At 53.2% G+C, this 12,532-nt stretch carries 14 protein-coding genes and 1 pseudogene; 11 read left to right on the top strand and 4 right to left on the bottom strand.

What is annotated here, in order from left to right; translation table 11 throughout:
- Positions 1–5 precede the first annotated feature (5 nt).
- From BUB44_RS09165 to BUB44_RS09130, 8 genes are all read left to right on the top strand, one after another.
- Positions 6–1,340, top strand: a complete 1,335-nt coding sequence (locus BUB44_RS09165) for a pyrimidine-nucleoside phosphorylase (RefSeq protein WP_073165460.1) — start codon at positions 6–8, stop codon at positions 1,338–1,340.
- 24 nt (positions 1,341–1,364) lie between these two features.
- Entirely contained in the window at positions 1,365–2,291 is a 927-nt protein-coding gene (locus BUB44_RS09160; protein ID WP_073165457.1) for a DMT family transporter, read from the top strand.
- A gap of 139 nt (positions 2,292–2,430) precedes the next feature.
- Positions 2,431–2,802: a NifB/NifX family molybdenum-iron cluster-binding protein gene (locus tag BUB44_RS09155; protein ID WP_027356014.1), complete on the top strand. Its 372-nt coding sequence runs from the start codon at positions 2,431–2,433 to the stop codon at positions 2,800–2,802.
- A 4-nt stretch (positions 2,803–2,806) separates the two neighbouring features.
- Positions 2,807–3,736, top strand: a complete 930-nt coding sequence (locus BUB44_RS09150; RefSeq protein WP_083543179.1) for a nucleotide-binding protein — start codon at positions 2,807–2,809, stop codon at positions 3,734–3,736.
- Entirely contained in the window at positions 3,651–4,511 is an 861-nt protein-coding gene (locus BUB44_RS09145; protein WP_073165454.1) for an ATP-binding protein, read from the top strand. Before BUB44_RS09150 ends, BUB44_RS09145 begins: the two co-directional genes overlap by 86 nt.
- A 10-nt stretch (positions 4,512–4,521) precedes the next feature.
- The gene (locus BUB44_RS09140) at positions 4,522–5,400 is read left to right on the top strand and encodes an Mrp/NBP35 family ATP-binding protein (RefSeq protein WP_073165452.1); all 879 of its coding nucleotides are present in this window, start codon (positions 4,522–4,524) and stop codon (positions 5,398–5,400) included.
- Positions 5,397–5,777: a NifB/NifX family molybdenum-iron cluster-binding protein gene (locus BUB44_RS09135; protein WP_073165449.1), complete on the top strand. Its 381-nt coding sequence runs from the start codon at positions 5,397–5,399 to the stop codon at positions 5,775–5,777. The genes BUB44_RS09140 and BUB44_RS09135 overlap by 4 nt, the downstream gene beginning before the upstream one ends.
- Positions 5,778–6,224: 447 nt before the next feature.
- Positions 6,225–6,662 (top strand): iron-sulfur cluster assembly scaffold protein, encoded by a 438-nt coding sequence (locus BUB44_RS09130; protein WP_027356010.1) that lies wholly within the window; start codon positions 6,225–6,227, stop codon positions 6,660–6,662.
- On the opposite strand, the gene BUB44_RS09125 is transcribed toward BUB44_RS09130, so the two are convergent.
- From BUB44_RS09125 to BUB44_RS09115, 3 genes are read right to left on the bottom strand one after another with little or no spacing between them, the layout of a single operon-like run.
- On the bottom strand, positions 6,659–7,231 hold the full coding sequence (locus tag BUB44_RS09125) for a manganese catalase family protein (RefSeq protein ID WP_027356009.1): 573 nt from the start codon (positions 7,229–7,231) through the stop codon (positions 6,659–6,661). The two genes, BUB44_RS09130 and BUB44_RS09125, sit on opposite strands and share 4 nt — an antisense overlap.
- A gap of 15 nt (positions 7,232–7,246) precedes the next feature.
- A complete protein-coding gene (locus BUB44_RS09120) occupies positions 7,247–7,504 on the bottom strand; it encodes a spore coat protein CotJB (RefSeq protein WP_073165446.1) in 258 nt (85 codons plus the stop codon).
- Between the two features lie 25 nt (positions 7,505–7,529).
- The gene (locus BUB44_RS09115; RefSeq protein WP_083543178.1) at positions 7,530–7,739 is read right to left on the bottom strand and encodes a spore coat associated protein CotJA; all 210 of its coding nucleotides are present in this window, start codon (positions 7,737–7,739) and stop codon (positions 7,530–7,532) included.
- A gap of 258 nt (positions 7,740–7,997) precedes the next feature.
- Between BUB44_RS09115 and BUB44_RS09110 the strand changes: the two genes are divergently transcribed.
- Genes BUB44_RS09110 through BUB44_RS09100 form a run of 3 tightly spaced genes read left to right on the top strand, consistent with a single transcriptional unit; the run spans position 7,998 to position 10,816 of the window.
- Positions 7,998–8,717: an N-acetylmuramoyl-L-alanine amidase family protein gene (locus BUB44_RS09110; protein ID WP_083543177.1), complete on the top strand. Its 720-nt coding sequence runs from the start codon at positions 7,998–8,000 to the stop codon at positions 8,715–8,717.
- Between the two features lies 1 nt (position 8,718).
- Positions 8,719–9,630: a serine hydrolase gene (locus BUB44_RS09105; RefSeq protein WP_242655927.1), complete on the top strand. Its 912-nt coding sequence runs from the start codon at positions 8,719–8,721 to the stop codon at positions 9,628–9,630.
- Between the two features lie 16 nt (positions 9,631–9,646).
- Positions 9,647–10,816 carry a D-alanyl-D-alanine carboxypeptidase family protein gene (locus BUB44_RS09100; protein WP_073165437.1) on the top strand — a complete coding sequence of 390 codons (1,170 nt, stop codon included), beginning with the start codon at positions 9,647–9,649 and terminating at the stop codon, positions 10,814–10,816.
- A gap of 198 nt (positions 10,817–11,014) precedes the next feature.
- On the opposite strand, the pseudogene BUB44_RS09090 reads toward BUB44_RS09100, so the two are convergent.
- Positions 11,015–12,261 (bottom strand): annotated as a pseudogene (locus BUB44_RS09090) (IS110 family RNA-guided transposase).
- Positions 12,262–12,532 lie beyond the last annotated feature (271 nt).

Below are 12,532 nucleotides of genomic sequence, written 5' to 3'. Positions count from 1 at the left end.
AAATCATGCGCATGTACGATATAATCCTGAAAAAACGCCAGGGATTGGAATTATCCACGGAAGAAATCAATTTTTTTATCCGGGGGTATACAGCCGGGGAGATACCCGATTACCAGGCTGCGGCGTTGTTAATGGCTATTTTCTTTCAGGGTCTGAATTTCCGGGAGACGGCTGACCTTACCGTGGCCATGGCCGGGTCGGGCGATCAGGTAGACCTCTCAGGAATTCCCGGTTGCAAGGTGGATAAACACAGTACCGGCGGTGTAGGGGATAAAACTACCCTGGTGCTGGCTCCGCTGGTAGCCGCTGCGGGGGTGCCCGTGGCCAAAATGTCCGGCCGGGGGCTGGGTCATACGGGGGGAACCGTGGATAAGCTGGAATCTATTCCCGGGTTTAAGGTGAATCTTTCCCCGGATGATTTCATACGCCAGGTGAGGGAGATTGGCGTGGCCATAGTGGCTCAAACGGGCAACCTGGTGCCGGCAGACAAGAAGCTATACGCTTTGCGGGATGTGACGGCAACGGTGGACAGTATTCCCCTGATTGCCTCCAGCGTGATGAGTAAAAAAATTGCGGCCGGGGCAGATGCTATCGTCCTGGATGTGAAGACGGGAAACGGGGCTTTTATGCGGTCTGTGGAGGACGCTTCAGCCCTGGCCCGGACCATGGTAGCCATCGGTCGCCTGGCGGGTAAAAAGGTAGTGGCTCTAATAAGCGATATGGAGCAGCCCCTTGGTTTTGCTGCCGGCAATGCACTGGAAGTGCGGGAAGCCATTGAAACCCTGTCCGGCCGGGGACCATCCGATTTACGGGAGCTGTGTCTTTTACTGGGGAGCCACATGCTCGTTCTGGCCGGTGTGACATCCCGGGTCGAGGATGGCATAAAGCTGCTGACCGGTTTGCTCGAGCGAGGGCATGCTCTGGCTAAATTCCGGGAAATGGTGCAGGCTCAGGGAGGCGATCCGCGGGTGGTGGATGAACCGGATCGTTTACCGGAAGCCTTGCAAAAGGAGCAGGTAGCCGCACAGGAAAATGGGTTTGTGGAGGCCATCCATGCCGAAATGATTGGCCGGGCTGCCATGCTCCTGGGGGCAGGTCGCAAAACCAGGGAAGACACCATCGATCCGGCTGTGGGGGTGGTAGTGCATAAAAAGGTAGGGGACCGGGTTGGCAGGGGGGATGCCCTGGCTACCCTGCATATTAACAGCCGGGAGAATCTGGCCCTGGTCCGGCAGCTGGTTGCCGGGGCTTTTCATCTCAGTACCGTTGCCCCTCCGGCAAGGGAACTGGTTTACAGTGTAATTGGCTATGGGGATAATGATACGGATATCAACCAGTAGTTTGCAAAAAGGAGTGGAGATTCCTTGAAGGATCAGTGGAGGGGCTTTTTTTTCGTGGTTATGGCCGCTTTTTTATGGGGCCTTTCCGGTAATGTGGCCAAATATTTATTTAACCAGCAGGTTGATCCCCTGGATGTAGTGCAGATGCGGCTGTTCTTATCTTTTGTATTTCTTCTTTTTTACCTGGTCGTGGTCCACCGTTCTCTTATTCTGATCAGGAAAGAGGACGTAGCTTACATGATCATTTTCGGTACCTTCGGCGTAACTGCCGTCCAGTCCACCTATCTCCTGGCCATCAGCCAGACCAATGTGGCCACGGCTATTTTCCTGCAGTACCTGGCTCCGGTACTGGTTTTGGGTTACGGGCTTATACGGGGTCAGGAAAAATTAACTTTACCCAGCGGTTCTGCTCTCTTTTTTTCTGTCCTGGGTGGTTTTCTGATGGTTAAGGGCAATCCCGGTGCCGGGCTGGCAGTAAATATTCCCGGCCTTACTGCCGGGCTTGCTTCCGCCGCCACTTTTGCTTTTTATACCCTTTACGGTAAAAAGGGCCTGGCCAGTTATTCCCCCTGGACGTTATTGCTCTACGGTTTTGGCGTGGGCAGCGTGGTATTCAGCTTTTACCGCCTACCATGGCTTACCCTGGCTCACTACTCCTGGCGGGAATGGCTCTTTTTTATTTACATTGCCCTTTTTGCTTCTATCCTGCCCTTTGGCTTTTATTTTAAAGGGTTGAGTTACTTGAGCCCCATCAAGACAAACCTGACCAGCACCCTCGAACCGGTAATTGCCGGTATACTGGCCTACCTGCTGCTCGGCGAGAAATTAACTCCCTGGCAGGTCCTGGGCTGTGTCTTTATCCTGGCTGGAGTAATCTTGATTCAGCTTTCCGGCCTCAGGCAGGTACGAAGCAACTTAAATGATGCTATCGCTAAAACCAGAACCGGTTAGCGGTTATCCCCAGGAAGTCGCATTATTAAATCCCCGGCCTTCCTATATGGATGCCGGGGATATTTTTTAAATCGTAGTTGACATTTGTCTATAACAGGAATAGAATAGTTATGGACTATAGTTCATAAGGAGGGAGCCCATGAAAGTAGCTGTTTGTGCCCGGGAAAGCCATATAAATTCCCCGGTGGATCAGCGCTTTGGCCGCTGTCCGTATTTTGTCGTGGTGGACGTGGACAGCGGGGATTGGGAAGGGCTGCCGAATACGGGGTGCCATTCCGGGGGTGGCGCCGGTATTCAGACGGCTCAGTTGCTGGTCAACGCCGGGGTCAAAGCAGTTCTCGTAGACCGGATCGGTCCCAATGCCATGGAAGTGCTGGCCAGGGCTGGCATCCAGGTCTACGAAGGAATTAGCGGTACGGTAAGCCAGAGCGTTGAGGCTTACCGGCAGGGACATTTGAAGCTCCTTAGCCAGCCGAACTCTCCCCGTCATAGTCGTAGAGGAAGGAGCTAGTGTTATGCTTGTTGCCGTAGCCAGCGGTAAAGGGGGTACGGGTAAAACTACTTTGGCCAGCAGCCTGGCCCTGGTAGCCGCGGAAAAAGGGAAGGTCATATTTCTCGACTGCGATGTGGAAGAACCCAACGGTCATATTATGCTCAAGCCGCGCTGGGAAAAAAAAGAAGCCGTACGGGTTCCGGTACCGGAAATTAACCAGGAGAAATGCACTTTCTGCGGCAGGTGTGCCGAAATTTGTGCCTTTCATGCCCTGGTGGTTCTTCCGCAGGAGGTTCTGCTTTTCCCCACCATGTGTCACGGTTGCGGGGGGTGCTGGCATCTCTGTCCGGCCGGGGCTATTTCCCCCGGGTGGCGGGAAATAGGACTGGTAGAGGAAGGTTCAAGTGAGGGGATCGGCTTTGTCCGGGGCCGGTTGAATGTGGGCGAGGCAATCAGCCCTCCCCTTATCGAAGCAGTTAAGGAGCGGTGCCGGCCGGGGGAGCTGAATATACTTGACGCGCCGCCGGGAACTTCATGTCCGGTGATCCGGACAGTAAAAGGTGCCGATTTTTGCCTGCTGGTTACCGAGCCTACGCCTTTTGGACTTCACGATCTGGAGCTGGCCTGTGAGATGGTGGCCAGCCTGGGAGTGCCCTGTGGGGTTGTGGTTAACCGTTCGGATGGCGACGATCGTCTCATACGCCAGTTCTGCCAGCAGAATAACCTCCCTTTACTGCTCCAGCTACCCCATGACCGGGAGGTGGCCAGGGGTTATGCCCGGGGCATTCCTGCGGTCAAGGTGCGCCCGGAGTGGAAAGAATACTTTGCAGCGCTGCTTTCTTTTATAGAGGAAGGGGGGTGCACCGGTGCGCGAACTGGTGGTGCTCAGCGGGAAGGGAGGCACGGGCAAGACTACCGTCTGCGGGAGTCTGGCCGTACTGGCTCCCGGTAAGGTGCTGGCCGACTGTGATGTGGATGCGGCAAACCTGTACCTGCTGCTGGATCCCGTGGTCAAATCCGCTTCCCCTTTTTATGGCTTGAAGAAAGCTACCATCAACAAGGAAAAGTGCCTGGGTTGCAACCTTTGCCTGCATTTGTGCCGGTATGATGCCATAAGGCCAGGGTTTGTGGTGGACCCCGTTCTCTGTGAAGGGTGTGCCCTTTGTTACCACGCCTGCCCCTGCGGGGCCGTAGAGATGGTGGATCACGTGGCCGGGCATTTATTTCATTCCGAGACCAGATATGGCCCCCTGGTGCATGCCCGGCTGGGTATAGCCGAGGATAACTCGGGAAAACTGGTGGCGGCGGTACGTAAAGAAGCCCGCCGCCTGGCTGAGGAAGAAAAAAAAGAATTAATTATAACCGATGGTCCGCCCGGTATAGGCTGCCCGGTAATTTCCTGCCTCTCGGGAACGGATCTGGTGCTGGTGGTAACTGAACCTACTTTTTCCGGAAAGCACGACCTGGAACGGGTTCTGGATCTGGCTGAGCATTTTGGATGCCGGGCCGCTGTATGCGTAAATAAGTGGGACCTGGAGCCGGAGAATACCCGGGCGGTGGAATCGCTCTGCAACCGGCGCCGGGTTCCCGTGGTGGGGCACCTGCCCTACGATGAAAGTGCAGTGGAAGCAGTTAAAAGAGGCCGGCCGGTTATCCTGGAATGTTCCAGAACCATGGAAAAGGGAATTCTGGCCTTATGGGATCAGCTTAAAGTTCTACTGAATTGAGGTGATAGTTATGCCTGAAAATGATGAAAAATGCAGTACCTGTAAGGACAGGGATACCGGACAATGCAACCCGGAAAAATGTGCGGGGCCTTCCGTACTGCCCCTCAACGAGGCCAGCGATATTAAACGGGTTGTTGCGGTTGTAAGCGGTAAAGGCGGCGTGGGCAAGTCTTCGGTCAGCGCCCTTCTGGCTGTTGCCCTTGCCCGGCAGGGTAACCGGGTAGGTATCCTGGATGCGGATATTACCGGCCCGAGTATACCCAAGCTTTTCGGGGTAATCGACCGCCCGGAACAATTCAATAAATTTATTTTGCCGGCAAGGACAATAACGGGTATCCGGCTGATGTCGTTGAACCTTCTGCTGCCCCAGGAAGACGACCCGGTAATCTGGCGGGGTCCAATCCTGTCCAGCGCCGTCAAACAGTTCTGGACCGACGTGGCCTGGGGCGAGCTGGATTACCTCATTGTGGACATGCCTCCGGGTACGGGGGATGTACCGCTGACAGTAATGCAATCCCTGCCGCTGGACGGGCTGCTGATTGTTTCTTCTCCCCAGGATCTGGCCATGATGGTGGTAAAAAAGGCTATAAAAATGGCGCGTCTTATTAACGTACCCATTCTGGGGCTGGTGGAGAATATGAGTTACCTGCTCTGCCCCCACTGTGGCGAGAAAATTCAACTTTTTGGTTCGAGCCACGTGGAAGAGGCGGCGCGGAAAAACGACCTGCCGATACTGGCCGTCCTTCCCGTAGATCCAAAATTAACGGAGCTTGGGGATGCCGGGCTTATTGAAAACTACAACGGACCTTCCATGCAGGGCTTTGAGAACCTGGTTGATTTTCTGGACAAAACACTGGATAAAAAAACTAAGGAGCGTGAAAGAGCATGAAAATTGCCCTCCCCAACGATCGTGGTCGGGTAAATCAGCATTTTGGCAGGAGTGAAGAATTTGTTATTTTCGAGATGTCGGGTCAGGAAATTAAAGGCCGGGAAACGATCTCAACTATTACCCTGCAGCATAATCATGAGGGCCTGGCCGAGTTGTTTAAAAGCAAGGGGGTTGAAGTATTAATCCTCGGCGGTGTGGGCCCCCGTGCCATCCAGGCGCTGCAGCAGTATGGCCTTCGGGTTATTACCGGTGCGAGCGGCGATGTGGAAGAAGTAGCCCGGGCTTATGCCCGGGGAGAACTGGTCAGCCAGGGGATTATATGCAACCATGGTCACGGTCACGGCAGTCACTGTCACCACGGTCCGGGGTGCAGCTAAGGACGGTAGAAATAAAGGAGGCTTTTAAACCCCTCCCCAGATTGTTGACAAAGTACTTTGGGGATGTGCCCTGGTTTTACTCGTCGCTCCCGGTCGTTTCGCTGGCCGGGCCATAAGGCCTCAGCTCCGGTCTTCGGCGGGTACAGGCCACATTCACACATCCTGTGTTCAGGTGGCCTCCGCGGACGTCCTGTCCGCGGCCCCGCCTCATCCCGTCGCTTCGGCCTGGCCCGGCAGCGCTCACTCCAGGTCGCTCCTCTGTAAAACCAGGGCACATAAAAAGATTGCCAGCAATCTGAGCAAGGCTTTATAGCCCTCCTCATACTTTAATCGATGCCATGGTAAAGCCATTAAAACGGATGACAGCGGTCGCCCGCGTGGGCGACCGCTGTTCCGGTAACTTTGCCGCAAGTATTCAGCCAAGAAACATCCCGGGAGGTTTTGTAAATGGACTTTGAACTGGATAAACTGGCTGCTGAACTTCAGAAAGAAGTATGGTCGCAATTCAGCGAAGTGGTAATTGATCATGCAAATAATCCCAGAAACGTCGGCTGCATCGAGGAAGCAGATGGATACGCCAGTGTTACCGGTGTCTGCGGCGATACAATTCAGATCTGGCTGAAGGTTAAAGACGATTCAATCAGCGAAATAAAATTCTGGACTGATGGCTGCGGGACCACCATTGCCGCTGGAAGCATGGTTACCGAACTGGCCAGGGATAAGACTGTGGCCGAAGCCTTGCAGATTACCCCCCGTGATGTGCTGGACGCTCTGGGAGGGCTGCCTGATGAAAGCGCCCATTGTGCTTTCCTGGCGGCAAACGCCCTGCATGAAGCCATAAAAGACTACCGGAAATCTCAGGGCAGGGGTTCAGCGCGGGATTAGAAAACCTTTTTCCGCGTCAGTTCCTCCTGAACATCAACCAGTGCTTCACCGAAACGCTGGAAATGCACCACTTCCCTTTCCCGCAGGAAGCGCAGGGTATCCTTTACGCCGGGATCATCGGTCAGGCGGATCAAATGCTCATAGGTGGTCCGGGCCTTTTGTTCCGCTGCCATATTCTCATGCAGGTCGGTTACCGGATCGCCGGTGGCCTGAACGTAGGCAGCCGTCCACGGAACTCCACTGGCATCCACCGGGTAAACTGCACGGTCATGTTCGGCAAAATAGGCGCCCAGATCTTCCCGGCGCAGCTGTTCCGGTGTGGCACCTTTTAACAGGCGGTAAATCATGGTGCCCACGATTTCCCAGTGGGCCATCTCTTCGGTACCTATATCTGTGAGGAGGCCGCGGGCCTTTCGGGTAGGCATGGTATAGCGCTGGGTTAAGTATCGAACGGCAGCGGATAGCTCGCTGTCAGGGCCACCGTACTGGGCCATTAGATATTTGGCCATGCGCAGGTCGGTTTTATAAACCCTTACCGGATATTCCAGCTTTTTTTCGTAAATCCACATCCTCTCCAGTCCTTTCTAAAATTGAATTTCCCAGGGCCACGGCTCTTCAATCCATCGCCATGGGTATTCACTGGGCGAGAACCCATAGGATACCAGGGGACCATACAGGTGCTCGTAATGGGCCTTTAACTGGTTGAGGCGCTCGGTAACCTGGTTGTAATCGTTTAAAGGTTCCTGTTCTTCGGGATGGGTGTCCAGGTAAAGATTGAGCTCTATAGCCGTGAATTCCAGGGCCATAATTTCGTGCAGCAGTTGCAGTTGCCTCGAATCCACTTATTGTCCTCCTTTCCATTTGACTTCAATAAGGATAGGGGCTGTAAAGTTCCGGGAATAGAGTCCCTTTTTCTAGAGCTTCGGCTGGGGAATAGGTTCTGCCGTACCTCTGGGGAGGTACATAGGCCTGGGCCAGCCTGAGCGGGGGATAAAAGCCGGATGTATGGGTTATTGTAGTGGCATCAGCGGCCGTTACTTTTAGTTCCTGCCCCGTTTCTTTTTCTGTGCCCGACATATCCAGCATCCTCCTTATATGGAAAACATTGCATTTTTATTAGATAGAGTATGTAACACCCTTTGAGAATGATACTTTAAAACCGGGGCACGTCCCGGAAGCCGCCTTTTCAGGGCGGCCTTAATTTTTTTAAAGCCACCTTTTTGTCAGAAACTAGATCCCGGGGCGACTTATAAATTTCACTTGAACTGTAAACCTTAAGTGAGAACAAAGGCCGGGTGGCTATAAATAACCGGGAAAGCGTTGAGGTGGAATAACGTGCTGCACTTTACCCTGTGCCATTGTGCCCGCATCGTGCTGGCCGCAGTTGTTTTAACTGTGGCCATGCAGGCAGCCTTCCCCGCGGCGGCGTCTCCACCAACCGGAGAACTGGCCGGGAAGATAATCGTTGTTGATCCGGGACATGGTGGAGACGATCCGGGTGCAGTGGGATGTCACGGTATTGTGGAAAAAGATGTGGCCATGGAAATCGGCCAGCGGGTGGCGAAGATTTTCCGGCAGGCCGGGGCCCGGGTGGTATTGACCCGGGAGGGAGATAAAGGGCCGGTACCCGGAGAAAAGGGGCTGAAAGCAATTCAAACCCACGACCTGGCCCGGCGGGTGGAGCTGGCCAACCGGTGCGGTGCGCATCTATTTCTCAGCATCCATTTGAATCATTTCTCCGAGGCCGATGAATACGGTGCCCAGGTATTTTACCAAACAGGTTCCCGGGAAGGACAAAAACTGGCTGAGGCCATCCAGGTGGAGTTAAACAGGGGCCTGGTGGATTCAGGACGCCAGGCCCTTGCCGGAGACTTTTACGTTTGCCGTAACTCCCGCATGCCGGCGGTAATTGTGGAGGTCGGATTTTTAAGCCATGAGCATGAATCACGGCAACTGACCGATCCCGGTTACCAGGAGCGGGCTGCCCGGGCAATTCTGAAGGGTGTGATTAATTACTTCCGGGGTGACGAGGGGGAGGTGAAACAGCGTGATTAGAATGAGCCGTCTCTTAATGGTGGTGTTCCTTTTATGCCTGCTGGCCGGTGCCGTCGCTGTCGGTGCGGGTTACCCGGAAACCAGGGATTTTTCCCGGCAGAAGTTGCAGGATAAGGATTATATACCTTTGCAAAGGCAGATGGAAAAGTTTATTCAAACGAGAAAATCCACCTTTGCCATTTACTTTGAAGACCTTGCTTCCGGGGCCAGTTTCGGTATAAATGCTGATAAACCCATGGTGGCAGCCAGCACGGTTAAACTGCCCATGGCTCTTTACATAAATGAGCAGGTTGTCCGGGGCAAAATGCACTGGTACGACCGGGTAACTTATCGTAAAGTCACCGACTACGAAAACGGCTCGGGGGTGTTGCGCTACGAGGCCAGGGACGGGGATACCTATTCCCTCCGCCTCTTGACCAACCTGGCCATTACCATCAGTGACAATGTGGCTTTTCGCATGCTGGCCAGGCATGTGGGCAGGCCGAATTTTTATGCCTACATGAAAGAACTGGGCGGCCGGACGGTTTATCCGGGAGGGAAAAATTTAACCACCGCCCGGGACCTGGCCGCCTATGTCAGGGCCACCCTGGATTTTGCCCGGCGCCATCCGCGGGAGGGCCAGCGCCTGCTGGATGACCTGGCTCACCCCTCCTTTCACGTCGGCTTACCCGGGCTTCTTCCCCATCATGTTATGGTGGCCCATAAGGAAGGAGACCTGGACAATGTGGCCAACGACTGCGGGGTAGTCTTTTGCCAGCGGCCATATATTCTGGTGGTATTATCCAGCGGGGTAAAGGATGTCCGGGAGGGTTTTGCCGATATAGCCCGGCTGAGCAGGATGGCCTATGATTTTCAGGAGTCCCTCCCGGCAGCTGAAATATTCCCTGATTACCAGCCGAAACTAAAGAAGTAGGGAGGTTTAAATTGAAATGTTTGCCCGGAGGATATTCTGCACCTTGCTGGCCTGCTTGTTTTTCATGGTTCTCGCCCTGCCAGCCTGGGCGGTAAAGGAGAAGGAAGAGGGAACCAGTGGCGGGCTGGAAACCACTGCTGAATCTGCGGTGCTCATGGAGGCTCACTCGGGAAGGGTTTTATGGTCCAGGAATCCGGATAAAGAATTGCCCATGGCCAGCGTAACCAAAATTATGACCCTTCTTCTGGCCGTAGAAGCGGTGGAGCAGGGTCAGGTGAGCCTCAAGGATCGGGTGGTGGCCAGTGAAAATGCGTGGGAAATGGGCGGCTCGCAAATTTACCTTGAGCCCGGAGAGGAATTCAGCCTGGAGGAAATGCTCATTGCGGTGGCTGTGGGGTCCGCCAATGATGCCAGTGTGGCTGTAGCCGAACACATCCTGGGTAGCGAAGAGGCTTTTGTGGAAGCCATGAACCGGCGGGCGAAAGAACTGGGCTTAAAACATACTCATTTTGTCAATTGTACGGGTCTGCCTGCCCCGGGACATTATACGTCGGCCTATGATATGGCGGTTATTTTGCGGGAGTGCCTGAAATATCCCCTTTTCCGCCGGATATCCTCCATATACGAATATGACCTGCGGGGCGGGAAGTTCAAGCTGTGGAACACAAACAAGCTTCTCAAGTGGTATGAAGGTGTGGATGCCGGTAAAACAGGCTGGACCAATGAAGCCAAATACTGCCTGGCCTCATCGGCGGTACGGGACGGCCTGCGGTTGATCGTAGTGGTTCTGGGCACACCCGAGCCCAAAAGTCATTTCCGGGAATCCATCAAGCTTTATAAATATGGTTTTGCCCGTTACAAGGCGGTGAATATTTACCCTGCAGGCGCCAGGGTAAAGTCCATCCCGGTGAGCAAGGGCGTGGTGGACAGGGTGGATGTGGTGGCCAGAGAGCAGGTAACGGTAGTAACGCCAAAAGGGGAGGACCGTGGTCTCAGCACCCACCTGGAACTTCCTGCTTCTGTAACCGCTCCCGTTAAAAAGGGACAGCAGCTTGGTTTCTGTATCGTGAAAAAGAATGGCCAGGAATTGTTGCGCGTGCCCCTGGTGGCCCGTTACGAAGTTAAAAAGGCCAGCCTGATGCAGCAAATTAAAAAAGTATTTTTCCGCCAGCACAGCATTGGTTGACAGGTGCCCCGGCAGCAGGGGCACCTTAAAATTTGCATTTCCGAAGAATATATGGTAACATTTAACACGAAAATAACCCAACCAAACGATCTTCATCAAGTAAATAAGCCTGCCAGGTAGGGCGTAAAAAGGCAATAATAAACTAGCAGATGCATGAACCTACATCAGCCAGGTTAATCCTTCTTGAGGGTGTAACTGTTAACCGACCTGGGCGACTTCCCTTACCTCGAGCCCCAGCTTCCGGGCCTCAGCAATAATTTTTTTGATCCGAAATCTTTCTTGTTTTTGTTTGGCTTTCTCAAATGCAGTTTCGTCGTAGTCTGTACCGTTTTTTAATAAGTTGTAAATAATCACCAGAAGCTTTCTGGCCAGAGCGATAAGGGCTTTCTTGGCTCCGCGGCGTTGCTTGACCTTCCAGTACCAGGACGATAAATAGCTGTCGCGTACCCGGGTGATGGACCAGGCAACTTCGCAAAGAATCCGCTTTAGATAGGTGTTGCCTTGGGTGGTACGAGTGGACTTTTTTTTCCTGCACTTTCATTATTGCCGGGGCTTAAGCCCGCCCAGGAACAGACATGTTCCGCAGTTTTAAAGCGGCTCATATCGATGCCGATTTCCGCCAGAATAGCGGCGGCAGCGGTTTTGTCAATACCCGGGATACCGTCCAGTTGCTCCAGTTGTCTTTGGTATTGATTAAGCTTTTCCTCCAGCTTTTGTTCTACCTGGCGAAGATGCTCGTAGTGCTGATCCAGCCAGCCCAGCAAAAGTTTGAGGAACTCCCTTTGGTGAACATCCATTTTACCATTGACAACCTGCTTGATTTCCGGGAGCTTGCACTTGGCACGACCCTTTACCAAAGTCTCTACTTCCCGGGCGGTTATCTTCCCGTAACGGCAAAGGTGATCCATAATCGCCCGGCCTGATACCCCGAAGATATCGGTGAGAAAGGTGGAGAGCTTGAAACCGCAGCTTTGTAAGTGCTTTTCGATGCGGTTCTTTTGCGAGGCAATCTCTTCGATAATACTTTTGCGGTACCGGGTTAGATTACGGAGTTCCCGGATAGGTTTGGAGGGAATAAAACTTCCTTCCAACAATCCGGCGCGTAAGAGGTTGGCTATCCATTCAGCGTCCTTCATATCGGTCTTCTTACCGGGAACGTTTTTCATGTGCCGGGCGTTGGCTACAATCAAAACCATACTGCCATCAAAGGCTTCTTCCAGGACGTTATATACAGGCTGCCAATAAATCCCGGTGCTTTCCATGGCCACATGGCGGCAGTTCTCCGCTTCCAGCCAGGCTTTCAGTTCATCAAGTCCGGCAAGAAGGGTGGAAAAGGTACGAATGGTTTTTGTCGGTTCCTCGCCAATATTGCCTTTTAATAGGCAGGCAACCACAGTATCTTTATGGACGTCCAGACCACAACAGGTTTCTAAAATGTCTTGCATGAGCTTCCTCCTGCTTCATTGGATTTCAGGGATGATTGCCCGAGAAAGAAAGAAGTTTAACACCCGTGCTGTTCCCAGGTCCTTAAGAACGAGGGGCGACAATTGGCTGTGCTCAAAGGCAATCAGGTTAGGTTAGCACTCGAGGTTATACCATCAAAATGTACTCAACCTTTGTCCCTGATAATTCCAATGTAGCAGAAAATCAGGCTGTTGTAATCACTTCTTTCTATTTTCATGATTGGTTGTGCCTTCAAGGCATGGCCGGTTAGCA

The organism is Desulfofundulus australicus DSM 11792 (assembly GCF_900129285.1).
Lineage (GTDB): Bacteria > Bacillota > Desulfotomaculia > Desulfotomaculales > Desulfovirgulaceae > Desulfofundulus > Desulfofundulus australicus.
The sequence above is the reverse complement of the archived record's forward strand: the minus strand, read 5'-3'. Positions and strand labels throughout refer to the sequence as shown.

What these genes read in the sequence shown, in the direction of transcription:
- BUB44_RS09165 (WP_073165460.1), top strand. Translation starts at nt 6, where the DNA reads ATGCGCATGTACGATATAATCCTGAAAAAACGCCAGGGATTGGAATTA.
- BUB44_RS09155 (WP_027356014.1), top strand. Translation starts at nt 2,431, where the DNA reads ATGAAAGTAGCTGTTTGTGCCCGGGAAAGCCATATAAATTCCCCGGTG.
- BUB44_RS09150 (WP_083543179.1), top strand. Translation starts at nt 2,807, where the DNA reads ATGCTTGTTGCCGTAGCCAGCGGTAAAGGGGGTACGGGTAAAACTACT.
- BUB44_RS09140 (WP_073165452.1), top strand. Translation starts at nt 4,522, where the DNA reads ATGCCTGAAAATGATGAAAAATGCAGTACCTGTAAGGACAGGGATACC.
- BUB44_RS09135 (WP_073165449.1), top strand. Translation starts at nt 5,397, where the DNA reads ATGAAAATTGCCCTCCCCAACGATCGTGGTCGGGTAAATCAGCATTTT.
- BUB44_RS09130 (WP_027356010.1), top strand. Translation starts at nt 6,225, where the DNA reads ATGGACTTTGAACTGGATAAACTGGCTGCTGAACTTCAGAAAGAAGTA.
- BUB44_RS09125 (WP_027356009.1), bottom strand. Translation starts at nt 7,231, where the DNA reads ATGTGGATTTACGAAAAAAAGCTGGAATATCCGGTAAGGGTTTATAAA.
- BUB44_RS09115 (WP_083543178.1), bottom strand. Translation starts at nt 7,739, where the DNA reads ATGTCGGGCACAGAAAAAGAAACGGGGCAGGAACTAAAAGTAACGGCC.
- BUB44_RS09105 (WP_242655927.1), top strand. Translation starts at nt 8,719, where the DNA reads ATGAGCCGTCTCTTAATGGTGGTGTTCCTTTTATGCCTGCTGGCCGGT.
- BUB44_RS09100 (WP_073165437.1), top strand. Translation starts at nt 9,647, where the DNA reads ATGTTTGCCCGGAGGATATTCTGCACCTTGCTGGCCTGCTTGTTTTTC.